At 71.7% G+C, this 22,032-nt stretch carries 20 protein-coding genes; 11 read left to right on the forward strand and 9 right to left on the reverse strand.

What is annotated here, in order from left to right; translation table 11 throughout:
• The first annotated feature begins 108 nt into the window (after positions 1-108).
• The 3 genes from ACFWPQ_RS04450 to ACFWPQ_RS04460 all read left to right on the forward strand — a co-directional run bounded on the left by ACFWPQ_RS04450 (position 109) and on the right by ACFWPQ_RS04460 (position 6,034).
• Positions 109-1,587 carry an ABC transporter permease gene (locus tag ACFWPQ_RS04450; protein WP_384029827.1) on the forward strand — a complete coding sequence of 493 codons (1,479 nt, stop codon included), beginning with the start codon at positions 109-111 and terminating at the stop codon, positions 1,585-1,587.
• Positions 1,588-1,814: 227 nt separating this feature from the next.
• Complete coding sequence (locus ACFWPQ_RS04455; RefSeq protein WP_351486156.1) at positions 1,815-2,498, forward strand: ABC transporter ATP-binding protein; 684 nt, start codon at positions 1,815-1,817, stop codon at positions 2,496-2,498.
• A gap of 290 nt (positions 2,499-2,788) precedes the next feature.
• On the forward strand, positions 2,789-6,034 hold the full coding sequence (locus ACFWPQ_RS04460) for a S8 family serine peptidase (RefSeq protein WP_384030088.1): 3,246 nt from the start codon (positions 2,789-2,791) through the stop codon (positions 6,032-6,034).
• A gap of 113 nt (positions 6,035-6,147) precedes the next feature.
• Here the strand turns inward: ACFWPQ_RS04460 and ACFWPQ_RS04465 are convergent, their stop codons facing one another.
• Positions 6,148-7,062, reverse strand: coding sequence for a helix-turn-helix domain-containing protein (locus ACFWPQ_RS04465; protein WP_384029829.1), 915 nt, complete (start codon positions 7,060-7,062; stop codon positions 6,148-6,150).
• A gap of 174 nt (positions 7,063-7,236) precedes the next feature.
• Between ACFWPQ_RS04465 and ACFWPQ_RS04470 the strand changes: the two genes are divergently transcribed.
• Positions 7,237-8,280 carry an NAD(P)-dependent alcohol dehydrogenase gene (locus ACFWPQ_RS04470; protein WP_384029831.1) on the forward strand — a complete coding sequence of 348 codons (1,044 nt, stop codon included), beginning with the start codon at positions 7,237-7,239 and terminating at the stop codon, positions 8,278-8,280.
• Position 8,281: 1 nt separating this feature from the next.
• Here ACFWPQ_RS04470 and ACFWPQ_RS04475 read toward each other — a convergent pair whose 3' ends face one another.
• The 3 genes from ACFWPQ_RS04475 to ACFWPQ_RS04485 all read right to left on the reverse strand — a co-directional run bounded on the left by ACFWPQ_RS04475 (position 8,282) and on the right by ACFWPQ_RS04485 (position 11,526).
• Positions 8,282-9,295, reverse strand: coding sequence for a FecCD family ABC transporter permease (locus ACFWPQ_RS04475; RefSeq protein WP_384029832.1), 1,014 nt, complete (start codon positions 9,293-9,295; stop codon positions 8,282-8,284).
• 185 nt (positions 9,296-9,480) lie between these two features.
• Positions 9,481-10,473, reverse strand: a complete 993-nt coding sequence (locus ACFWPQ_RS04480; protein WP_384029834.1) for a FecCD family ABC transporter permease — start codon at positions 10,471-10,473, stop codon at positions 9,481-9,483.
• Positions 10,474-11,526 (reverse strand): ABC transporter substrate-binding protein, encoded by a 1,053-nt coding sequence (locus ACFWPQ_RS04485; RefSeq protein WP_384030090.1) that lies wholly within the window; start codon positions 11,524-11,526, stop codon positions 10,474-10,476.
• Positions 11,527-11,617: 91 nt separating this feature from the next.
• On the opposite strand from ACFWPQ_RS04485, the gene ACFWPQ_RS04490 reads away from it, so the two are divergent.
• Entirely contained in the window at positions 11,618-12,001 is a 384-nt protein-coding gene (locus ACFWPQ_RS04490) for a VOC family protein (protein WP_384029836.1), read from the forward strand.
• Here ACFWPQ_RS04490 and ACFWPQ_RS04495 read toward each other — a convergent pair.
• The 3 genes from ACFWPQ_RS04495 to ACFWPQ_RS04505 form a co-directional block, all read right to left on the reverse strand.
• A complete protein-coding gene (locus ACFWPQ_RS04495; protein WP_384029838.1) occupies positions 11,983-12,723 on the reverse strand; it encodes a hypothetical protein in 741 nt (246 codons plus the stop codon). The two genes, ACFWPQ_RS04490 and ACFWPQ_RS04495, sit on opposite strands and share 19 nt — an antisense overlap.
• On the reverse strand, positions 12,720-13,838 hold the full coding sequence (locus ACFWPQ_RS04500) for a serine hydrolase domain-containing protein (RefSeq protein WP_384029840.1): 1,119 nt from the start codon (positions 13,836-13,838) through the stop codon (positions 12,720-12,722). The genes ACFWPQ_RS04495 and ACFWPQ_RS04500 overlap by 4 nt, the downstream gene beginning before the upstream one ends.
• Before the next feature lie 114 nt (positions 13,839-13,952).
• Positions 13,953-14,723 carry a FadR/GntR family transcriptional regulator gene (locus ACFWPQ_RS04505; protein WP_384029842.1) on the reverse strand — a complete coding sequence of 257 codons (771 nt, stop codon included), beginning with the start codon at positions 14,721-14,723 and terminating at the stop codon, positions 13,953-13,955.
• Positions 14,724-14,802: 79 nt separating this feature from the next.
• Here ACFWPQ_RS04505 and ACFWPQ_RS04510 point away from each other — a divergent pair, with 79 nt between their 5' ends.
• From ACFWPQ_RS04510 to ACFWPQ_RS04530, 5 genes are all read left to right on the forward strand, one after another.
• Complete coding sequence (locus ACFWPQ_RS04510) at positions 14,803-15,675, forward strand: carbon-nitrogen hydrolase family protein (protein ID WP_384029844.1); 873 nt, start codon at positions 14,803-14,805, stop codon at positions 15,673-15,675.
• A gap of 53 nt (positions 15,676-15,728) precedes the next feature.
• Positions 15,729-17,105, forward strand: coding sequence for an APC family permease (locus ACFWPQ_RS04515; RefSeq protein WP_384029846.1), 1,377 nt, complete (start codon positions 15,729-15,731; stop codon positions 17,103-17,105).
• A gap of 179 nt (positions 17,106-17,284) precedes the next feature.
• A complete protein-coding gene (gene msrA, locus ACFWPQ_RS04520) occupies positions 17,285-17,797 on the forward strand; it encodes a peptide-methionine (S)-S-oxide reductase MsrA (protein ID WP_384029848.1) in 513 nt (170 codons plus the stop codon).
• A gap of 82 nt (positions 17,798-17,879) precedes the next feature.
• A complete protein-coding gene (locus ACFWPQ_RS04525) occupies positions 17,880-18,377 on the forward strand; it encodes a hypothetical protein (RefSeq protein ID WP_361303511.1) in 498 nt (165 codons plus the stop codon).
• A gap of 49 nt (positions 18,378-18,426) precedes the next feature.
• The gene (locus ACFWPQ_RS04530; protein WP_384029850.1) at positions 18,427-18,828 is read left to right on the forward strand and encodes a signal peptidase I; all 402 of its coding nucleotides are present in this window, start codon (positions 18,427-18,429) and stop codon (positions 18,826-18,828) included.
• On the opposite strand, the gene ACFWPQ_RS04535 is transcribed toward ACFWPQ_RS04530, so the two are convergent.
• Together ACFWPQ_RS04535 and ACFWPQ_RS04540 are read right to left on the reverse strand one after the other, a co-directional pair.
• Complete coding sequence (locus ACFWPQ_RS04535) at positions 18,774-19,769, reverse strand: threonine/serine dehydratase (RefSeq protein ID WP_384029852.1); 996 nt, start codon at positions 19,767-19,769, stop codon at positions 18,774-18,776. The two genes, ACFWPQ_RS04530 and ACFWPQ_RS04535, sit on opposite strands and share 55 nt — an antisense overlap.
• Positions 19,770-19,879: 110 nt before the next feature.
• Positions 19,880-20,410 (reverse strand): hypothetical protein, encoded by a 531-nt coding sequence (locus ACFWPQ_RS04540; RefSeq protein ID WP_384029853.1) that lies wholly within the window; start codon positions 20,408-20,410, stop codon positions 19,880-19,882.
• A 360-nt stretch (positions 20,411-20,770) separates the two neighbouring features.
• On the opposite strand from ACFWPQ_RS04540, the gene ACFWPQ_RS04545 reads away from it, so the two are divergent.
• Complete coding sequence (locus ACFWPQ_RS04545) at positions 20,771-22,018, forward strand: vanadium-dependent haloperoxidase (RefSeq protein ID WP_384029855.1); 1,248 nt, start codon at positions 20,771-20,773, stop codon at positions 22,016-22,018.
• Positions 22,019-22,032 lie beyond the last annotated feature (14 nt).

A 22,032-nucleotide genomic window follows, 5' to 3' on the forward strand; every position in this document is an offset into this window, starting at 1 on the left:
GGCGCTGACAGCCCGGTGCGGGGCGATTCCTGGCCTCCGGACAGCCTTCTCATGCATCTCTTATTTAGGCCTTATCGAGCCATCACGGTGCGTCCCTACCTTGCGGTCATGTTCTTCACCTACCTGAGGCGCGAACTGCGCCGCCGCAGAAAGGCGGCTCTCGTCGTCGCCTCCGGCCTCGCGCTGGGCATCGCACTCGTCATTGTGGTCAACTCCGTGTCCAACGGCATGGGGAAGGCGCAGGACAAGGTCCTCCAGTCGCTGTACGGCCTGGGTACGGACATGACGGTCACCAAGGCCGCGTCGGCGTCCACGAGCGCCTCCCAGCGGCCCCGCTTCAACTTCGACGCGCAGAACAACGGTTCGTCGAGCACCCAGAGCAGTGACCGCGTCATGGTGCAGGGCTTCACCACCCTCGCCTCCACCACCGTCACCAAGGTCGGCGACCAGAAGGGCGTCGCGACCGCGGTCGGCGGGCTGAACCTCAACGTGGTCAAGATCAGCGGCCAGTTCACCCGGGGTCAGTTCCAGCAGAACCAGGGCTCCGGCGGCCAGGGCGGCCCCGGGGGCGGCGGCACCGGGGCTCCGCAGGGCGAAGTCCAGGGCGGTGGCGCCAACTTCGACGTCAACTCGTACACGGTCTACGGCACCGACGTCACCCAGACCGCGGTCGGCCCGCTGACCTCGTCGAAGATCACCAGCGGCCGTACCTTCAAGACCACCGAGACGAACTCCAAGGTGCTGGTCGCCGACTCGGCGTACGCCAAGGAGAAGAAGTACAAGGTCGGTTCGACCGTCACGATCAACAAGGTCAAGTTCACGATCATCGGCATCGCGACGGCCGACAGCGGTGACGCGGCGGCCAACCTCTACATGCCGCTGAAGCAGGCGCAGACGCTGGCCGACGAGAAGAACAAGGTCACCACGATCTACGTCAAGGCGACCGACTCCAAGCAGATCTCCTCGGTCAAGAAGACCATCCAGAGCAACGTCTCGGGTACGACGGTCACCACCTCCGCCGACCTCGCGGACACCGTCTCCGGCTCCCTCTCCACGGCGTCCTCGCTCGCCACCAACGTCGGCAAGTGGCTGTCCATCGCGGTGCTCGTGGCCGCGTTCCTGGTCGCCGGCCTGCTCACCTCCTCGGCGGTCTCCCGCCGCGTCCGTGAGTTCGGCACGCTGAAGGCGCTGGGCTGGAAGTCCGGCCGGGTCACCCGGCAGGTCATCGGCGAGGCCATGGTCAACGGCCTGGTCGGCGGTGCGCTCGGGATCGGGCTCGGTCTGGTCGGCGCCTACGTGGTCACCGCGATCAGCCCCACGCTGGACGCCTCCGTCGGCAGCAGCGGCGGTGGCGGTGGCGGCACCGGTGGCGGCGGCTTCGGCGGCGGTGGGGGCGGCGGCTTCGGCGGCGGTCCCGGCCAGCAGGCCGCGAAGACCCTGGAGGTCGCCCTCACGGCCCCGGTCAGCGTGACGACGATCGCGCTGGCGGTGGGTCTCGCGGTGGCCGGCGGCCTGATCGCGGGCGCGTTCGGCGGCTGGCGCGCGTCGAGGCTCCGTCCTGCGGACGCGCTGCGGCGGGTCGAGTAGTTGACGTCGGCTGCGGCTGGGGTGGGGGTGGGGACGCTCACCGGCGCTTGCCGGGTGCCTCCCCCAGCCTTCGGCCGGGGGGACCCCCAGCGCCCACCCGTGCCGCCCCAGCGGCACGACTGCCCGCGGCTGGTGTTTTCAGGGGCGCGGGGAACTGCGCGACCAGCCCCCACCCGCCCGCGGCCGACAACGCACCGCCCCACCCCGAAAACCCTCCAGGAGCCACCATGTACGAACTCAGAAACGTCACCAAGCTCTACACACGCGGCAAGGACACCGTCCGCGCCCTCGACGGCATCGACCTCACCATCGCCGACGGCGACCGCCTGGTCATCCAGGGCCCCACCGGCGGCGGCAAGTCCACCCTCCTGCAGATGCTGGGCGGCCTGGACCGGCCGACGTCCGGTGAGGTCGTGCTCGACGGCACCGACCTGGCCAAGCTCTCCGAGACCAAGCTGACCCGGGTCCGCAGCGAGAACATCGGCTTCGTCTTCCAGTCCTTCAACCTCATCCCGACGCTCACCGCCCAGGAGAACGTCGAGACCGCCCTCGTCCCGCTCGGCGTCAAGACCAAGGAACGGCGTGAACGCGCCGCCGAGGCGCTGACGTCCGTCGGTCTCGGCGAGCGCCTCGGCCACCTGCCCTCCGAGCTGTCCGGTGGCCAGCAGCAGCGCGTCGCCATCGCCCGGGCCCTGGTCAAGCACCCCAAGGTGCTGCTCGCCGACGAGCCCACCGGCAACCTCGACGAGGGCATGCGCGACGAGATCATGGACGTACTGGAGCGCATGTGGAAGGAGCACGGGCTGACCTTCATCATGGTCACGCACGACTCCGCGATCGCGAAGAAGGCCCCGCGCCTCGCGACCATCCGCAAGGGCAAGATCACCGTCAAGGAGAACGCCGGCGCATAACACCGGCGCGCCGAGTGAAACCACGCGGTTGTGTAACGGTGTTCACCCCGGCGCGTAACAGTTGTCCCGCACTCTTCTTACCGGCCTCTCATCTATTGAGCCCACTGATCACCCCCCGGCATACTCCGTATTCCGGGGGGTTGACGTATGTGCGTACGGGACTGCCCCCGGCCGGGTGAACGGGGAATTCGCCCGGCACACCGTCTCCTGGGGGAGTCTTGCGCAGACAAGTGAAAAGAGCTGCCGCGGCCACCGTGGCCACGGCAGCAGCCGTCGCGCTCGCCGCGGGCATGACCAGCCCGGCGTCGGCGAAGCCGGAACAGCGCGCCGCCACGGCCGCCGCCTCTTCGCTCACCGCCAAGCACCACGTCACCCTGATCACCGGCGACCGGGTCGCCCTGGACGCCAAGGGCCGCGTCGTCGGCCTGGAGCGGGCCGAGGGGCGACAGCACATACCCTTCCGGATCAGCAAGGTCGACGGGCACACCCTCGTCGTCCCCGGTGACGCCGTCCAACTGGTGTCCTCCGGCAAGCTGGACCAACGGCTCTTCGACGTCACCGAGTTGAACAAGGCCGCGACCCGCAAGGCGCAGAAGAACGGCCTGAAGGTCATCGTCGGGTACAGCGGCGCCGCCACGGCCACCAGGGCCGACGTGCGGGACGCGGGCACCCTGCGGCACAGCCTCAAGACGCTCAACGCCGACGCCGTGCAGACCCCGGTCAAGGACACGCCCGAGCTCTGGGACGCGGTCACCAACGGGAACAAGGCCGCCGCCGGCATCGCGCACGTCTGGCTCGACGGCGTCCGCAAGGCCAGCCTCGACAAGTCCGTGCCGCAGATCGGCGCGCCCACGGCCTGGAAGGCCGGCTACAACGGCAAGGGCGTCAAGATCGCGGTCCTCGACACCGGCGTCGACACGACCCACCCGGACCTCAAGGACCAGGTGATCGAGTCCAAGAACTTCAGCGGGGCCGCCGACGCCACCGACCACTTCGGCCACGGCACGCACGTCGCGTCCATCGCGGCGGGCACCGGCGCCAAGTCGCACGGCAAGTACACGGGTGTCGCGCCCGGCGCGAAGATCCTCAACGGCAAGGTCCTGGACGACACCGGCTCCGGTGACGACTCCGGCATCCTCGCCGGCATGGAGTGGGCGGCGGCCGAGGGCGCCGACATCGTCAACCTCAGCCTCGGCGGCTACGACACCCCGGAGATCGACCCGCTCGAAGCCGAGGTCAACAAGCTCTCCACCGAGAAGGGCATCCTGTTCGCGATCGCCGCGGGCAACGAGGGCCCCGAGTCGATCGGTTCGCCGGGCAGCGCGGCCGCCGCGCTCACCGTCGGCGCCGTCGACGGCAACGACAAGCTGGCCGACTTCTCCTCCACCGGCCCCGCCGCCGACGGCTCCATCAAGCCGGACGTCACCGCGCCGGGCGTCGACATCACCGCGGCCGCGGCCAAGGGCAGCGTCATCGACCAGGAGGTCGGCGAGAACCCGCCCGGCTACCTGACCATCTCCGGTACGTCGATGGCGACCCCGCACGTCGCGGGCGCCGCCGCGATCCTCAAGCAGGAGCACCCCGACTGGGGCTACCAGCAGCTGAAGGCGGCCCTGACCGGCTCCGCGAAGGGCGGCAAGTACACGCCGTTCGAGCAGGGTTCGGGCCGGATCGCCGTCGACAAGGCCATCAAGCAGACCGTGCTCGCCGACCCGGTGTCGGTGAACTTCGGTGTGCAGCAGTGGCCGCACACCGACGACACCCCGGTCACCAAGCAGGTCACCTACCGGAACACCGGCACCAAGGACGTCACCCTCAGCCTCGCGGCGGCCGGCACCGACCCCAAGGGCGCGGCGGCCCCGGCCGGCTTCTTCAAGCTCGGCGCGACCAAGGTGACCGTCCCGGCGGGCGGCACGGCCGCCGTCGGCGTCACCGTCGACACCAAGCTGGGCGGCACCCTCGACGGCGCCTACTCGGCGTACGTCACGGCGACCGGCGGCGGGCAGAGCATCCGCACGGCGGCCGCGGTCACGCGCGAGGTGCAGTCGTACACCGTCACCGTCAAGCACATCGGGCGCGACGGCAACCCGACCGGTGTCTACGCCACCGACCTCGCCGGCTACTCGGGCCTCGGCAACGGCCGCGACTACGTCGTGCCCGTCTCCGACACCGGGACCGCCAGCTTCCGGGTGCCGAAGGGCACGTACCTGCTCGACGCCTGGATCGCCAAGGACTTCACCACCTTCGACGGCGGTCTCGACTGGCTGGTCAACCCGAAGCTGAGCGTCACCAAGGACCTCACGCTCACCATCGACGCCCGCACCACCAAGTCCGCCGACATCACCGTGCCGGACGCCCAGGCCACCCCGCACTCGGCGACCGTCGACTACATGTACGACCCGGCCGGCATCGGCTTCGGGGTCGGCTTCGACACCTTCGCCAACATCCGGCTCGCACCGCTGGGCGGTGAGGTCGCCAGCGGTCTGACCCAGACCTGGAGCGGCCAGTTCACCAAGGGTGCCGACGAGGAGTACGACGTCGCCACCAGCGCCCAGGTCAAGAAGATCCAGGGCGACAAGGTCCGGCACTTCAAGACCGGTGAGCTCGCCACCGTCAAGAACGCCTTCGGTGCCTCGGCCCCGAACAAGACCGGCTCGGTCGCACCCTGGGGCGTGGTCGGCGAGGACCTCGTCATGGGTGACGCGGTGGAGCAGAAGCTGCCCGGCACCCGCACCTTCCACGTCTCCACCGTGGACGGCGCCCAGTGGGCCTTCGACGCCACGCAGTACTCCGGCCACGACGCCCAGGGCCTGCCGATCGCCGACGCCTTCTACACGCTGGGCGACCCGAAGACCTACAAGGCCGGCAACTCCTACCGGAACACCTTCAACGTCGCGGTCTTCGGCCCGCACCTGACGTCCGAGTACGGCCTGTACCGCGACGGCAACCAGATCTTCGGCATCGTCCCGCTGTTCTCCGACGGCGCCAGGCACGCCGGGTCCTCCGACTTCCTGTCGGTGAACACCACCCTCTACCGCAACGGCACCAAGGTGGGCTCCAACCAGGACCCGCTGTTCGGTGACGGCGTCTTCACCGTGCCGTCCGCCGACGCCGAGTACAGGCTGACCACCTCGGTCATCCGCTCGGTCAAGGTCGCCGCCGCCTCCACCCGGATCGACGCGAGCTGGACCTTCCACTCGAAGAAGCCGGGCAGCAGCACCGCATTCGCCCAGCTCCCGGCCTCCACCGTCCACTTCGGCGCCAAGACCGGCCTGGACAGCCGCGTCGAGGCGGGCAAGAAGGTCACCTTCCCGGTCACCGTCGAGGGCGCGGCCGCCGGCCGCAACCTGAAGTCCCTCGGGGTCTGGGTGTCGTACGACTACGGCCAGACCTGGAAGAAGCTGACGGTCAGCCACGGCAAGATCACCGTCAAGAACCCGGCCAAGGGCAAGGCCATCTCGTTCCACGCCAAGATCGCCGACAAGAAGGGCAACAAGTCGACGATCTCCATCTACAACGCGTACTACGGCAAGTGAGCGCGTAGACCGCCGAGTAGAACCCCAGCGAGCGGCCCGTCGGAAGCGCGGCTTCCGGCGGGCCGTTCTCCATGCCGCCGATCAGCCGATCAGCCGATCATTCGGCCGGTCGGTCAGGGGGCCGGGGCGACCCGGGCCGCGTCGGTGCCCCAGCTGGCCAGCAGGCTCAGCGCCTGGGCCGACGCGGAGCCCGGCTCCGCGTGGTACGTGACCAGGGACTGGTCAGGGTCGTCCGGCATCCGGAACGACTCGTAGCTGAGGGACAGCTCGCCCACCAGCGGGTGGCGCAGCCGCTTCACACCGTGGCTCTTCTCCTTGACGTCGTGCGTCGCCCACAACCGGCGGAACTCCTCGCTCTTCACCGAGAGCTCGCCCACCAGCGCGGACAGCCGGGTGTCGTCGGGATAGCAGCCCGCGTCCATGCGCAGCAGGCAGACGATGTCGATCGCCTTCTGCTCCCACTCGACGAAGAGATCGCGGTACTCGGGCCGCAGGAACACCAGCCGCGCCCAGTTGCGCTCCGTGACCGGCAGCTCCGACCAGTCACCGAAGACCGCGGCCGCCATCCCGTTCCACGCCAGGATGTCCGAGCGGCGCCCCCCGATGTACGCCGGTACGCCCTCCATCGCCTCCAGCAGCTGGCCCAGCGCCGGGCGCACCTGCTGCGGCCGCGCCGACGCCTTCTTCTTGTGCTGCTTGCCCTTGGCGAGATGCGTGAGATGCGCGTGCTCGGCGCCGGTGAGCCGCAGCGCGCGGGCGATCGAGTCCAGCACCTCCGCCGACACGTTCCGCCCGTTGCCCTGCTCCAGGCGCGTGTAGTACGCCACCGACACCCCGGCCAGCTGCGCCAGCTCCTCGCGCCGGAGCCCCGGCACCCTGCGGTGCCGCCCGAAGTCCGGCAGCCCCACGTCGGAGGGGCGCAGCCGGGCGCGCCGGGTGCGCAGGAACTCGCTGAGCTCGGCACGCCGGTCCAGGGACGGGGAGGCGGAGGCAGTGGTGGCGGTGGAGGGTCGGGGCTGGTCTTCCATCCATCCAGTATTCACGGTCGTACGCACCGGAACCTGACCCCGCCAGTGGTAGGCACGGCAGACGTACGCAGAGGCGGGGGCTGGGTGACGGACGTAGCGTGGAGGAGCCTGGACACGTGCCCGGGACGGAAGAAGGCGACCGGGTGCGAAGACACCTCTAGGAGAACCCCCCTCATGACCACTGTTGCTGCTTACGCCGCGCCTGCCGCGAAGGCCCCGCTGGAGCGGACCACGATCGAGCGGCGCGCGGTCGGCGAGTTCGACGTCCTCATCGACATCCAGTTCGCCGGTATCTGCCACTCCGACATCCACCAGGCCCGTGAGGGCTGGGGTACGGCGATCTTCCCGATGGTGCCCGGTCACGAGATCGCGGGCGTCGTCTCGGAGGTCGGCCCGGGCGTCACGAAGTACGCGGTGGGAGACCGGGTGGGCGTCGGCTGCATGGTCGACTCCTGCCGTGAGTGCGACAACTGCAAGGCCGGTCTCCAGCAGTACTGCACCGGCGGCGGCCCGACCTGGACGTACAACGCCGTCGGCAAGGACGGGCAGCCCACCTACGGCGGCTACGCGCAGAAGGTCGTCGTCGACGAGAACTACGTCGTCCGCATCCCCGACGGACTTCCCCTCGACGTGGCGGCGCCCCTCCTCTGCGCCGGCATCACCACGTACTCCCCGCTCAGGCACTGGAACGCCGGCCCCGGCAAGAAGGTCGCGGTCGTCGGCCTCGGCGGCCTCGGGCACATGGGCGTGAAGATCGCGGCGGCCCTCGGCGCGGAGGTCACCGTCCTCTCCCAGTCCCTCCGCAAGAAGGACGACGGCCTGAAGCTGGGCGCGACCCACTACTTCGCGACCAGCGACCCGCAGACCTTCGCCGATCTGAAGGGCACCTTCGACATCATCCTCAACACGGTGTCGGCCCCGCTCGACTTCGACGCCTACCTGTCCCTGTTGAAGACGGACGGCGCCATGGTGAACGTCGGCATCCCCGAGGAGCCCGTCCACATCCTCCTCTCCTCCGTCTTCGGCAACCGCCGCAGCCTGAGCAGCTCCGGCATCGGCGGCATCCCGGAGACCCAGGAGATGCTCGACTTCTGCGCCGAGCACCAGCTGGGCGCCGAGATCGAACTCATCGGCGCCGACCAGATCAACGAGGCGTACGAGCGGGTCGTGAACAGCGACGTCCGCTACCGCTTCGTGATCGACACGGCGACGATCTGAGTCAGGGTTTCGGCCTGCGGCCGAGCAGATGGAGCAGATAGGGGCCGCCGACCAGGGAGGTCAGCGCACCGACCGGGATCTCCAGCGGAGGGACCAGGGTGCGGGCCACCAGGTCGGCGGCCACCAGCACGAGTGCGCCCGTCAGCGCCGAGCAGACCAGCGGCAGCTGAGGGGTGCGGGTGAGCCGCCTGGCCAGCTGCGGCGCGGTGAGCGCGACGAACCCGATCGGCCCGGCGGCACCGGTCGCGGCGGCGGCGAGCACGACGCCGAGGGCGGTGACACCGAGCCGGGCCCGGTCGACCCGGAGGCCGAGGGCGGCGGCGGTGTCGGGATCGAGCCCGAGCGGCCGCGCCGCCCGGGCCGCCCACACCAGCCCCGGCAGGGCGAGCACGAGGACGACGGCGAGCGGCCCGGCCTGCTCCCAGCCCCGCCCGTTCAGACTCCCGGTCAGCCACAGCTTGACCTGCTCGGCCGCGTCCAGCTCGCTGTCGGCGAGGTACAGCTGGACGACGGCGGACAGGGCGACGCCGATACCGACGCCGGTGAGCACGAAGCGGCTGGGCTGCATGCCGTGCCGCCAGGCGAGCACGTAGACGAGGGCGGCGGCAGCGAGGCCGCCGGCCACGGACACGGCGGGCATCGCGGACGGCGAGGCGACGGCCCCCGTGGCCAGTGCGACCACGGTCGCGGCGGCGGCGCCGTGCCCGACGCCGATGACGTCGGGACTGGCGAGCGGGTTCCGGGTGACGGTCTGCACCAGCGCCCCGGCGAGCCCGAGCGCCCCGCCGACGAGCGCCCCGAGCACGATCCGCGGGACGCGCAGCTCGTTGACGACGAGGTCGTAGGGGGTCTGCTCGCCGCGGAGGGTGCGCCAGACCTCGGCGGGGGAGATGTAGGTCTGGCCGAGGGAGGCGGAGGCGGCCATGGCGAGGGCGAGGAGGGTGAGCAGCACGAGGGCGACGAGGATCGAACGCTTGTGAAGGACGAGGGAGAAGCGGGGGCGGGGGCGCAGCACGAACGTCCCTGCGGGCCGGTGGGGGCCGGCCGCGCAGTTCCCCGCGCCCCTTACGGGGCGCTTCGCCCGCTGCCTCTCTTCAGCCGCGGGCAGTCGTGCCGCTGGGGCGGCACGGGTGGGCGCGGGCGGCACCCTGCCAGCGCCGGTAAGCGTCCCCACCCCCCGGCCCCAGCCCCGGGTGCGCCTCACGTCACGGCCCCCTTCCTCCGTACCAGCGCCACCAGCACCGGCACCCCCACCAACGCCGTCATCACCCCGGCCGGCACCTCCGCAGGAGCCCGCACCACCCGCCCCAGCACATCCGCGGCCACCAGCAACCCCGCTCCCAGCAGCGCCGACAGCGGCAGCACCCGCCCGTAGCCCCCGCCCCTGACCATCCGCCGCGCCAGATGCGGTACCACCAGCCCCACGAACGCGATCGGCCCGGCCGCCGCCACCGCGGACGCGGTCAGCAGGGTCGCCCCCAGCGCGGCGCACCCCCGCACGACATGCACCCGGTGTCCGAGCGAGCGGGCCGTCTCGTCGCCGAGGGCCAGCGCGTCCAGCCCCCGGGCACAGGCCAGCACCAGCACGGCGCCCGCGGCCAGGAACGGCAGCATCCGTACGACGGTCCCCGCGTCCCGCCCGCTGAGCGCCCCCACCTGCCAGAACCGGAACTGGTCGAGGGTCGCCGAACTGGACGTCAGGACCACCGTCGTCGCCCCCGCGGTCATCGCGGACAGAGCGGTGCCGGCCAGCGCCAGCTTCACCGGGGACGCCCCACCCCGCCCCCGCGCCGCGATGCCGTACACCAGGCACGCGGCGACGACGGCGCCGGTGAACGCGTACCAGACGTAGGACCCGAAGCCGTACCCCGAGCCGCCTAGGACGATGGCGAGCACCACCCCGGCCGCCGCCCCCTGGCTCAGGCCGAGGATGCCGGGGTCGGCGAGCGGGTTGCGGGTGACCGCCTGGAGCGTGGCGCCGGCGAGGCCGAGCGCGGCGCCCGCGGTGAGGCCGACCTCGGTGCGGGGCAGGCGCAGCGAGCGGACGACGAGCGCGTCGGGGGAGGACCCGCCGTGCAGCAGGGCGTCGAGGACGGTCGCCGGCGGTACGGCACGCGTGCCGACGGCGAGGCTGAGCACGGCGACGACGGCCACCACGAGGGCGGCCGTCGGCCAGACGAGGGCGCGGCGCACTTACCGGAGGTGTTCGGCGAGCTGGCGTACGACCAGACGCGCGGCCGTGGGACCGGCGTTGAGGTACCAGGGGTCGTCGTCGACCTGCACGGCGTGCCCGGCCTCGACCGCCTTCATGGACTTCCACAGCGGACCGGCGAGCACGGTCGCCGCGTCCGTCTTCGCCGCGTCGCCCTGCACGGAGTAGAAGATCCAGTCACCGTCGGCGGTGTCGACCTTCTCCGCGCTGATGTCCTGCGAAATGGCGGTGAACTGCTGCGACTTGGGGCGGGACAGGCCCATGTCGACGGCTATCGAGCCGGTGAAGGAGGACACCCCGAACATCCGGGTGCGGTCGGGCGTGAAGCGGACCATGGACACGGTCGCCGAGCCGTTCAGGGCGGACCCGCTGGCCTTCGCGTTGTCGACGATGTCGGTGAGCAGCTCCTCGGCCTTCTGCCCTTCGCCGACCGCGTCCCCGACGAGCAGCAGATCGCGCTTCCAGTTGATGCCCTGGCCGGCGGTGACCACGGTGGGCGCGATCTTCGACAGCTGGGGGTAGAGGTCGCCGAGCGAGTCGTTGACCAGGATCAGGTCCGGCTCGGCGGCGGCCAGGGACTCCAGGTTGGGGGACTGGCGGGTGCCCGCGTCGGTCATCGCGGCGAGCTTCTTCTTGTACTGCGGGAAGGCGTCGGCGAGATAGTCGGGGACCAGCCCGGCGTTCTCGGCGCGGGTGCCGGCCGTCGGGACGATGCCGAGGGTGAGCAGGTCGTCGAGCTGCCCGGTGCTGAGCACCGCGATCCGCTTCGGCTCGGCCTTGATGGTGGTCTTCCCCTCGAAGTGGGTGACCGTGCGCGGGAAGACGCCGTCGGTGTCGGTGTCGGAGCCCATCCCGTCGGCGAGCGCGCTCGGCGCGGCGGAGGGGCCCTCGGAGGCGCCGGCGACCTTGTTCACGGTTCCGTCGCCGTGTGCGGCGGCACCGGCATCGTTGTCACCGCCGGACGACGAGCAGCCGGCCAGCAGGCCGCCCACGACGGACACGGCGGACACGGCCAGGACGGCCCTCAACCTCAACGCACGCACGACTGGCTCTCCCGATCGGTGACTAAGGCGAGCCTTACCTTATCCGCTGTCGGGAGTACGTTGGACAGCAGGAGGTCCCACGATGACCGTGAACCTGAACCACACCATCGTCGCCGCACACGACAAGCGCGCCTCGGCCCGGTTCCTCGCCGACATCCTCGGACTGCAAGTCGGCCCGGACTACGGTCCGTTCGCCCCGGTCGCGCTGCCGAACGGCGTCACCCTCGACTTCATGGACAGCCCGGGGGACATCCCGCCGCAGCACTACGCCTTCCTGGTCTCCGAGGACGACTTCGACGAGATCTTCACGCGGCTGCGGGCGGCCGGCCTCAGCTACTGGGCCGACCCGCACCACACCCGTCCCGGCGAGATCAACACCAACGACGGGGGCCGCGGCACCTACTTCGACGACCCCGACGGCCACCGCCTGGAGATCCTCACCCGCCCCTACGGCAGCGGCGGCTGACCCAGCGGGACGGACGCACCGGGCGCGTACGACCGTACGACCGCGTCCGCGGTGTCGCCCGAGGGCCGTACGACATGGACGCGCCCGCGCCCGCCGACCCGGCCCGTCCGGCCGGTCACCTCCAGCACGGTGTTCTCGTCGATCGCCACCCCGAACGGCACCGACCTTCGCGACACGGCCGCCACCAAGCGTCCCAGCGTGCCCCACTGGGCCGCGTGCACGTCCACCGCGAAGGGCACCAGGCCGAGCCCGGGCCGTACGTCGACCTCTTCGAGATCCTCGGCGGCGTCCGGCGGGCAGACCGGAACACCGTCCGCCAGCCAGCCGCCGACCACGGCCCGCCGGGCGGCGAGCACGGCACCGGCCGAGAACCCGGCGTAGGGGATGCCGCGTTCGGCGAGCAGCCCGGTCAGCCGGGCGGCACACCCGGCGAACGCGTCCTGGTACGCGGGTGTGAGCCCACCGCACACCAGCAGCCCGGCCGTTCCGCTCTCCAGCAGGGACTCCGGCTCGAACCGTCCCCCGAGCGGCACGAGCAACGGCACCACGGCATCGGCCCCCGCGGTCCGCAACGCCTCCGCGTACCGCGCGAACTGCGCCTCGCCGTCCCCCTCGTCGACGATCACGCACCCGATCCGGCCGCCGCCCGCGGCTCGCAGCAGCGGCCCGTACACCTCGGGCGCGTCCCAGCCGCCGCCGACGAGAGAGAGCACACCACTCATGTCGCCCGCAGCCCCTTGATGCCGTCCTGGGCGGCCATGATCAGCTCGATGCCCCGGTTGTCCGCGGCGGGTTCGCGCATCTGGTTCGTCACGTACGCGATCGCCAGCCGCTCGTCGGGGTCGGCCCAGACGAGCGCGCCGCCCCAGCCGCCCCAGCCGAGGGCGCTGCCGAAGAGGCCGTAGCCGAGGCCGTACCGGGCCGGCATGCCGAGGACGCGGTCCTCGCCCTCGAACTGGAGCTCCCGGGCCCGCTCACACCCCTCGGGGGACAGCACCCGCACCCCGCCCACGGTTCCGCCGCAGGCGAGCAGCGACTGGACGAGGGCGACCGAACGGGCGTTGCCGTAGCCGCTCGCCGCGGGGATCTGCGCGCGGCGCCAGGCGAGGCTGTTGCCGTCCCGGACGCGCAGGGCGGTGGCGGTGGTGGGGGCGGCGGGGGCCGCGTCGCGGTTCGGCGCACTCGCCGTGTAGTCCTCGTCCCTGCCCGGCGGCGGCACGGTGAGCGCCACGCGGTGGTCGTGCTCGGGGCCGAGGCCGATGTGGAAGTCCGCGCCCAGCGGTCCGGCCACCTCCGCGGCGAAGAACTCGCCCACGCTCCGCCCGGTGATCCGCCGCAGCACCTCACCCACCAGGAACCCCTGGGTGGCCGAGTGGTAGCCGGCCGCGGTCCCGGGCTCCCACTGCGGGGCCTGCCCGGCGAGCCGGGCCGTCGCGGCCGCCCAGTCGTACAGCTCCTCGACCGGACCCTCCCAGTCGGGCAGGCCGGCGGTGTGCGACAGCAGATGCCGCACCAGCACGTGCCGTTTGCCGGCCGCGGCGAACTCGGGCCAGTAGCGGGCGACCGGCGCGTCCGGATCCAGCTTTCCGCGGTCGATCAGGACGAGCGCGCACAGCGCGGTCATCGTCTTGGTCACGGAGAACACGTTGACGATCGTGTCCCGCTCCCACGCCCGGGTCCGGCCGGCATCGGCGAAGCCGGCCCACACGTCCACGACGGGCTCCCCGTCCACGAAGACGGCCACGGCACCTCCCACGTCACCGTCGTCGATCAGCGCGGCGAGAGCGGTGGGCACGGCGGTGAACAGCTCGTCGTACGAGCCCTGGATGTCGGCCATGTAGGCCATTGAGCCCGCGGGAGCGCCGCCCGGCAACCGAATATCGGCGCCTGCGTTCGGCGGCGCCCCGTAAGGGGCGCGGGGCTGTATCCATATGCGGCCCCCCCGTCGGGCTCAGCGCACCAGCCCGACGAACATCGTCCGGTGCAGGGTCTCCACATGGCGGCGGGCGATGTCGGCCGCCCCCGCCGCGTCACCCGCGCGGAGCGCCGCCACCAGCGCCCGGTGCTCGTCGTTGGACTCGCGCAGGGCGGCGAGGGGGTAGGGGAGGTAGTACGCGTAGAGCCGGCGCAGCACGGTCCCGTAGGTCTGCACGCTCGCGTCGAGGCCGGTGGCGTGGGCCACGGCGAGATGGAACCGCTCGTCGCAGGAGTGGAACTCCGCCCAGCTCTCCGCCCGGTCCATGGCCGCGACCAGCACGTCGAGCTCGTCGAGCGCCGCGGCGGACGCGGCGCGGGTCGCGAGATGGGCGATCCCGCACTCCAGGACGGTCCGCTCGTCGATCAGGCGGTGCACCTCCGCGGTCTGCCCGTGGTACGCCTCGGCCGCGTCGACGACCCCCCGGGTCGGCTGCTCGGCGACGAGGGTGCCGCCGTTGCGGCCGCGCCTGCGTTCCAGGACGCCGTCCGTGCACAGGGTGCTCAGGGCGCGGCGCACGGTGATCTCCCCGACGCCGAGCGCCTCGGCTATGGCGTCGGTCTGGGGCAGCCGCTCGCCGGGGGAGAGCAGCCCGAGATCGACCGCCATGGCGATCCGGGCGCGCACCGTGTCCAGCGCGGTGAGCCGGCGGATCCCGTTCAGCTTGGGCGAGTTGAGGGCGAGGACGGTCCCCTCGGGGTGCGCCTCGGAGTGCGCGGGCGCGGATCCGTTCGGGGTGCCGGTCATGCCCTCAATGTAGCGGCCAGTAAAACTGCTCATAATGAGACCATTGTATAAGGACTCATATTGAGTTAATTTCCTGGCCATGTCCCGACCCCTCCCCGTCGCCCTGGTCCAGGCCCCTCCCCGCCCGGCCACGGACCCGCTGTCCGGCTTCGCCGAAGACGTCGCGGGCGTGCTGGCGCGCTTCCCGCAGACCCGCCTCCTCGCCTACCCGGAGCTGCACCTGTGCGGCACCGACGGCCCGCCCGCCGAGTCGGAGAGCCGGCTGCGGGACGCGGCCGAGCCGCTCGACGGCCCCCGCGTGCGACAGCTCGCCGAGCTCGCGGGCGACCTGGGCGTCTGGCTGTTTCCGGGCACCGTCTGCGAGCGCGGTCCGGCCGGCGAGCTCTTCAACACCGCCCTCGCCCTCTCCCCCGAGGGGCGGCTCGCCGCCCACTACCGCAAGGTCTTCCCGTGGCGGCCCTTCGAGCCGTACACCCCCGGCGACCGCTTCGTCGTCCTGGACCTCCCGGACACCGGCCGCGTCGGCTTCGCCATCTGCTACGACGCCTGGTTCCCGGAGGTGGCCAGGCACCTGGCCTGGATGGGCGCCGAGGTCATCGTCAACCCGGTCATGACCACCTCCGCGGACCGCGCCCAGGAACTCGTCCTCGCCCGGGCGAACGCCATCGTCAACCAGGTCTACGTGGTCAGCGTGAACACCGCGGGCCCCGACGGCACCGGGCGCAGCCTGGTCGTCGACCCCGAGGGACGCGTCCGCGTCGAGGCCCCCGACTCCGCGCCCACCGTGCTGACCGACGTCCTCGACCTGGACGACGTGACCCGCGTACGGACCTTCGGCACCGCCGGCCTGAACCGCATGTGGAACCAGTTCACCGAGGCCGACGCCCCCATCGACCTCCCGCTCTACGACGGCCGCCTGGACCCCCGCCGCTGGCACGTCACCGACAACTGATCGTCACCCCCCCCAGAAAAAAGGCACCCCGTCCCCTCGGCCCAAGGAACGCCATGTCCGCTCCCGCCTCCCCGCCCACCCTCACCCGCAGCCTGACCCTCAGATCCGTCGTGCTCTTCGGGCTCGCCTACATGGCCCCGATCATCGTCCTGGGCACCTACGGCGTCGTCGCCGACAGCACCCACGGCTCCGTCCCGACGGCCTACCTGCTGGCCCTCGGCGCCATGCTCTTCACCGCGCACAGCTACGGGAAGATGGCCGCGGCCCACCCCGTCGCCGGGTCCGCCTACACCTATGTGCGGCGCTCCATAGACTCCCGGATCGGCTTCCTCGTCGGCTGGGCCACCCTGCTGGACTACTTCTTCCTGCCCATGGTCATCTGGCTCATCGGCGGGGCCTATCTCCAGGCCGAGTACCCTTCGGTGCCGTTCTGGGTGTGGATCGTCGCGTTCATCGCCGTCACCACCGCGCTCAACGTCCGGGGCATCAAGACCGCGGAGCGGGTGAACGACCTGCTGATGGTCTTCCAGGTCCTGGTCGTCGCGATCTTCGCGCTGCTCTGTCTGCGGCACGTCTTCCAGCACCAGGGAGCGGCGGGACTCGCCAGCGCCACACCGTTCGCGAACCACGCGACGAGCCTCGCGGGCATTTCCGCGGGCGCCGCCATCGCCGCCTACTCCTTCCTCGGGTTCGACGCGGTCACCACGCTGACCGAGGAGACCGTCGACCCGAAGCGCACCATCCCCCGCGCCATCATGCTGACCGCGCTCATCGGCGGCGGCATCTTCGTCGTCGTCGCGTACGCCACCCAGCTGGCCCACCCCGGGTACGCGTTCACCGACTCCAGCTCCGCCGCGTTCGAGATCGCCAAGGCGATCGGCGGCGACGTGTTCTCCTCCGTGTTCCTGGCCGGCCTGATCGTCGCCCAGTTCGCCTCCGGGATCGCGGCGCAGGCCAGCACGGCACGGCTGCTCTACGCGATGGGCCGCGACTCCGTACTGCCCAGGAAGGTCTTCGGCAGCATCCACCCCAAGTACCACACCCCCGCCCTGAACATCCTCCTCGCCGGAGCGGTCGGCCTGATCGCGCTGCGCCTGAACGTCGCCACCTCCACGTCCTTCATCAACTTCGGCGCCTTCACGGCCTTCACCTTCGTCAACCTCTCCGTCATCGCGACCTACGTCCGGGAGCGCCGCGCGGGCCGCCGTCCCGCCGTGTGGTCGTACGTCCTGCTCCCGGCCGTCGGCGCCGTCGTCGACGTGTGGCTGCTGTGCCACCTCGACAGCAAGGCCCGCACCCTCGGTCTGATCTGGCTGGCCGTCGGCGTCTGCTACCTCGCCTACCTCACCAGGGGCTTCCGCAAGGCCCCGCCGGAGATGACCTTCGACGAGGAACCGGCCCCGGCGGCCGATCCGCAGCCGGCCCACTGACACCGGCCGCGAACTTCTCCTCCCCCCCCGTGCCCTCCATGCCCCGCTCCTGCGCACAGGAGCGGGGCACGGAATCGACGGGAACCCTCGCGCGTTGAGGAGGGTGGGCATCGGACGCCGGTGGATGTGCGAGCCGGGTAGCCCGAATGACCAGGCCGACGAGTATTGGAGGGGCCGCGATGACTGCGCAGACGCAGAGGGCCGTGCTGGCGGGCGGATGTTTCTGGGGCATGCAGGACCTGATCCGCAAGCTCCCGGGCGTGACGGCGACCCGGGTCGGCTACACCGGGGGTGACGTGCCGAACGCGACGTACCGCAACCACGGCACGCACGCGGAGGCCATCGAGATCCTCTTCGACCCCACGAAGACCGACTACCGGGCGCTCCTGGAGTTCTTCTTCCAGATCCACGACCCGAGCACCAGGAACCGCCAGGGCAACGACATAGGCCTCAGCTACCGCTCGGCGATCTACTACGTGGACGACGAGCAGAAGCGGATCGCCGAGGACACGATCGCGGACGTGGACGCCTCCGGCCTGTGGCCGGGCAAGGTGGTCACCGAGGTGGAGCCGGTCGGCCCCTTCTGGGAGGCCGAGCCCGAGCACCAGGACTACCTGGAGCGCTACCCGGACGGCTACACCTGCCACTTCCCCCGCCCCGGCTGGAAGCTCCCCGCCCGCGCGCAGGGCTGACCGCGAGGACCGGCGGCCACGGTTCCGGGCCGCCGGTCCACCCCGCGCGGGTGGCGGCGGCACCCGCTGGGACACTGCCGTCATGGACACCACACCCGAGCAGATAAGCGCCCGGACTGCGGCCGCCTGGACCGTCGCGCTCTCGATCCTCGGAGGATTCACCGGCTACGCGTGGGACGGACCGTTCCTCGCCGTCACCTGCGCCCTTTCCCTGGCGGGCGGCGGCGCCCTCGGCACCATCCTGTCCCGCCGCCGGATCATGGCGGCCATGCAGGAGGGCCGGCGCAAGGCCGCCGCGACCGGATACGCCGACGGGATCGCGGACATGGTGGTGCTCGGGATATCGGCGTACCGGGCAGCCGTCTTCCCGCTCTCCGGCCCCGACGCGGTGGACATCGCCGAGCGCAGGGCACGCCGTAGGGCCGCCTACCGTCTCACGGCCGCCGAGGGGCTTCCCCACCAGATCCGTGAGGCCGCGGCGGCCGCTCTGGAGGCGATCGACGACGGGGGCGACCGCGAGACCCTGTCCGCCATGGCGGGCCTCATGAAGGCCGTCCGGGAGCAGCACCTCAAGGCATGACGTCCGCCGGCCCGCCCGTTCTTCGTGGTGACTGCTAGCGTCCGCCCCTGTGAACGACTCCGTGTACGTCGGCAATGCGGGCAGGGACGCACCCCTGGACCGGGGATGGCTTCTCGGGCACTTCAAGGGCGCCGGCGATCCGCGCCACAGCGAGGCGGTGGAGATCAAGTGGGGCGTACACCCGCGCGGCGACGAGCGGTCGCAGTGGGTGCGGGGCGAGGAACGCACAGCCCTCCTGGTTCTCGTCAGCGGCCGCTTCCGCGTCGAACTCCCCGGCCGCAGCGTCCTGCTGGAGGAACAGGGTGACTACGTCGTCTGGGGACACGGAGTCGACCACTCGTGGTTCGCGGAGGAGGAGTCGACGGTCCTGACGGTTCGATGGCCGTCCGTGCCCGGTTACGCGGTGGCGGACGAGGGCCCGGGGCCGGGAGCCGCACCGACCCAGCGGTGATAGGCGGCCACGTCGACGTTGCTGCCGCACACGACGGTGACCACGTGCCGGCCGGCGAAGCGTTCGCGGTCCTCCAGGATCGCCGCGATGCCGAGCGCGGCCGACGGTTCGACGACGAGGCCGGCGTGGTCGAGGAGCATCCGCATACCGGCGACGATCGACGTCTCCTGGACCAGGACGACATCGTCGGCGACCAGGAGGAGGTCGTCCAGGACGGCCGGAATGGGATGCCGGCCGGCGACGGCGTCGGCGATGGTGTCGGCCGACTCGGTGCTGACGACGCGCCGCCGGCGCCACGAGTACGTCATCGCCGGTGCGCCCAGCGGCTGGACGCAGATCACCTCGACCCCGGGTGCCAGCGCCTTCATCACATGACCCACGCCGGTGGCCAGTGCCCCGCCGCCCAGAGCGATCAGGACGGTGTCGAACGACGGCGCGGCGTCCACCAGTTCCAGGCCGATGGTCGCCGCGCCCTCGCAGGTCCCGATGTCCAGGCTGTCCTCGACCAGCCGGACGCCGTCGTCCCGTGCGAGGGCCACCGCCCGCTCGCGAGCCGTCTCGTGGTCGCCGTCCACCAGCTCCAGCGTGGCGCCCAACGCGCGGATGCGATCGAGCTTGGCCGCGGTCGCGAAGCGCGAGGCCACGACGGTCACGTCGAGCCCCCGGCGGCGGCCGGACCAGGCGAGGGCCTGGCCGAGGTTGCCCGAGCTCGCGCACACCACGGCCGGCGCCCCGTGCCCGGCGAGCAGGCCCGTGACCACCTCGGTGCCGCGGGCCTTGAAGCTGCGGACCGGGTTGGCCGTTTCGAGCTTGATGCTCACCGCGCACCCGAGACCGGGTTCCAGAGCCTCGCAGCGGTACAGCGGAGTGTCGAGGAACACCGGGTCGATCACCATGCGGGCCGCCCGGATCCGAGCAGTGTCGAGGCGCGTCTCCTGCATGACAGAGCAGGGTAGCGCCGTCGCCCCGGTCCTCTTCGTCCTCGGCTTCGTCCTCGGCTTCGTCCTCAGCGGGTTCGGCTCGGGGTGCGGCCGTGGACGCGGCCGTGGCGTCATGTGTCCTTGCAGGCCCCGGCTTCGAACTCCGCCATCGGGACGGTGACGGCGGATTCGTCGCCGTCGTCCGAGACGCGGTCGTAGAGGACTTTCCCCGGGGTGAGCCGGTCTCGGTCGGCCGGGGTGAAGGAGACGCCGCTCGACGACCACGAGTTGTCCTCGGTCCAGCCGTAGAGGGTGTAGGCGGTCCTGGCGCCGAGCCGGGCGAGGGGCCTGGTCGTGGTCCAGCCGGCGACAGCGGAATCGAGGGGCCAGGTGGTGAGACCGGCCTCGAGAGGACGGTCGGACGTCCATGAACCGACCGTCACCGTCTTGTCGGTGTCGGCGCTGTCCACGTAGAGGGACGCGCCGTCGATATGGTGCCCGCAGACCATCATGACGCCGAGCAGATGGCCGTCGGCGGTCACGGAGACACCGGCGACGGCATCGACGGGGACCGTGCACCCGGAGGTTGCGGCGAGCGCCCCGCAGACCGCGAGGGCACCGGCGCAGCGCCGGAACACCGACCGTGAAGTCCTGGACCGCATGGACCGACCCCCCTGCCAGGAGAGCGCGCGTCGGCCTCCCGTGCTCGGATGGTAGGGGCGGGCGTCGTCGGGCGGCAGCGTCGCGACCCACCCGTTGCGCACTCGTTCTCGGCCTGCCCGTTTTGCGGCGAGTTGTCTTGATCGTGAAGCGGGCCGTTGCTAAGCCTGGGGCACTCGACTCCAGTGAGGACGACGTGTACCAAGAGCCCCCTCTGCCCGTTCCTCCGCGTTCACGTGTCCGGGGATTCGCCTGCGCCGTCGCGGCCCTCGCCCTCGTGACGCTCACCGCCGCGGCAAGTCCCCCCCGCCGCGGCAAGTCCCCCCGCCGCGGACACCCGTACCGCGGGGGACCCGGCAGCGGTGGTCCGCGAGTGGAACGCCGTCGCCACCGACACGATCAAGGCCAGTCTCGGCCCACGCCCCTCCGGGCAGGCCGCGATCTGGGAGGGGTTCGTCTCCGTCGCCGTGTACAACGCCGTGGTGGGGATCGAAGGCCGCTACGCCCTGTACAAATGGCGCGAGCGTGGCCCGGCGAACGCGTCTTCCGCGGCGGCCGCCGCCACCGCGGCCCACGACATGCTGCTCGCCTGCTTCCCCGCCTCCAAGGCGCGGCTCGACACCGCCTACGCGAACTCGCTCGCCGCTCTTCCGGCCGGTCAGGCCAGAGACCGGGGCGTCGACTACGGCAAGCGCGCCGCCGCCCGCATCCTCGAACTCCGGGAAGGGGACGGGAGGTTCGCGGACGTTCCGTTCACCGCCACCCCGGCGCCGGGGGTCTGGCGGCCCACCCCGCCCGCGTTCCAGCCCTTCATCGACACCTGGCTCGCCAAGCTCCGCCCCCTCCTGCTCGCCTCCCCGCAGCAGTTCCGGCCCGGCGGACCGCCCGCCCTCTCCTCGGCCGCCTACGCCAAGGATCTCCAGGAGCTGAAGGCCATGGGCGCGAAGACCGGCTCGGGCAGGAGCGCGCGGCAGACCGAGACCGCGCTCTTCTTCAGCGGCAACCTGACCGCACAGGTCCAGTCGGCCGTACGGGACCACGCCGCCCGGCACCGGCTGGGCATCGCCGAGACGGCCCGGCTGTTCGCCGCGGTCAACGCGTCGGCGACCGACGCCGTCGTCACGGCCTGGGACGCCAAGCTCCACTACGGCTCCTGGCGGCCGATCACCGCCATCCGCCTCGCCGACACCGACGGCAACCCCGCGACGACGGCGGACCCGGCCTGGGAGCCGCTGCTCATCACCCCACCGCACCCGGACTACGTCGCCGGCCACACGACCGTCGCCGCCGCCGTGGCACGCGCCCTGACCGGAGTCCTCGGCACCTCGCACCTCGACCTCTACCTCCCCTCCGAGGTCACCGGCACCACGCGGTTCTACGGGTCCGCCGACGAGCTGAACCGGGACGTCGTCGACGCCCGTGTGTGGGGCGGCGTCCACTCCCGCACGGCGGACGTGGTCGGCTGCCGGGCCGGCACCCATGTGGCCGACTGGGCGCTGGACCACTACTTCCGGCCGCTCGCCAGGAACGGCACCCAGCCGTCCCCGCCGACCCGAACGGCTCGCCAGGACAGGCCCGCCGAGCCGAAGTGCGGCGACGACACCCACTGAACCACGAAGCCCCC

Source organism: Streptomyces sp. NPDC058464 (genome assembly GCF_042721035.1).
In the GTDB taxonomy this organism is placed as follows: Bacteria; Actinomycetota; Actinomycetes; order Streptomycetales; family Streptomycetaceae; genus Streptomyces.

Excerpts from the sequence above, each read along its gene's own strand:
- ACFWPQ_RS04450 (WP_384029827.1), top strand. The coding sequence starts at position 109 with ATGTTCTTCACCTACCTGAGGCGCGAACTGCGCCGCCGCAGAAAGGCG.
- ACFWPQ_RS04455 (WP_351486156.1), top strand. The coding sequence starts at position 1,815 with ATGTACGAACTCAGAAACGTCACCAAGCTCTACACACGCGGCAAGGAC.
- ACFWPQ_RS04460 (WP_384030088.1), top strand. The coding sequence starts at position 2,789 with ATGACCAGCCCGGCGTCGGCGAAGCCGGAACAGCGCGCCGCCACGGCC.
- ACFWPQ_RS04465 (WP_384029829.1), bottom strand. The coding sequence starts at position 7,062 with ATGGAAGACCAGCCCCGACCCTCCACCGCCACCACTGCCTCCGCCTCC.
- ACFWPQ_RS04470 (WP_384029831.1), top strand. The coding sequence starts at position 7,237 with ATGACCACTGTTGCTGCTTACGCCGCGCCTGCCGCGAAGGCCCCGCTG.
- ACFWPQ_RS04490 (WP_384029836.1), top strand. The coding sequence starts at position 11,618 with ATGACCGTGAACCTGAACCACACCATCGTCGCCGCACACGACAAGCGC.
- ACFWPQ_RS04495 (WP_384029838.1), bottom strand. The coding sequence starts at position 12,723 with ATGAGTGGTGTGCTCTCTCTCGTCGGCGGCGGCTGGGACGCGCCCGAG.
- ACFWPQ_RS04500 (WP_384029840.1), bottom strand. The coding sequence starts at position 13,838 with ATGGCCGACATCCAGGGCTCGTACGACGAGCTGTTCACCGCCGTGCCC.
- ACFWPQ_RS04505 (WP_384029842.1), bottom strand. The coding sequence starts at position 14,723 with ATGACCGGCACCCCGAACGGATCCGCGCCCGCGCACTCCGAGGCGCAC.
- ACFWPQ_RS04510 (WP_384029844.1), top strand. The coding sequence starts at position 14,803 with ATGTCCCGACCCCTCCCCGTCGCCCTGGTCCAGGCCCCTCCCCGCCCG.
- ACFWPQ_RS04515 (WP_384029846.1), top strand. The coding sequence starts at position 15,729 with ATGTCCGCTCCCGCCTCCCCGCCCACCCTCACCCGCAGCCTGACCCTC.
- msrA (WP_384029848.1), top strand. The coding sequence starts at position 17,285 with ATGACTGCGCAGACGCAGAGGGCCGTGCTGGCGGGCGGATGTTTCTGG.
- ACFWPQ_RS04525 (WP_361303511.1), top strand. The coding sequence starts at position 17,880 with ATGGACACCACACCCGAGCAGATAAGCGCCCGGACTGCGGCCGCCTGG.
- ACFWPQ_RS04535 (WP_384029852.1), bottom strand. The coding sequence starts at position 19,769 with ATGCAGGAGACGCGCCTCGACACTGCTCGGATCCGGGCGGCCCGCATG.
- ACFWPQ_RS04540 (WP_384029853.1), bottom strand. The coding sequence starts at position 20,410 with ATGCGGTCCAGGACTTCACGGTCGGTGTTCCGGCGCTGCGCCGGTGCC.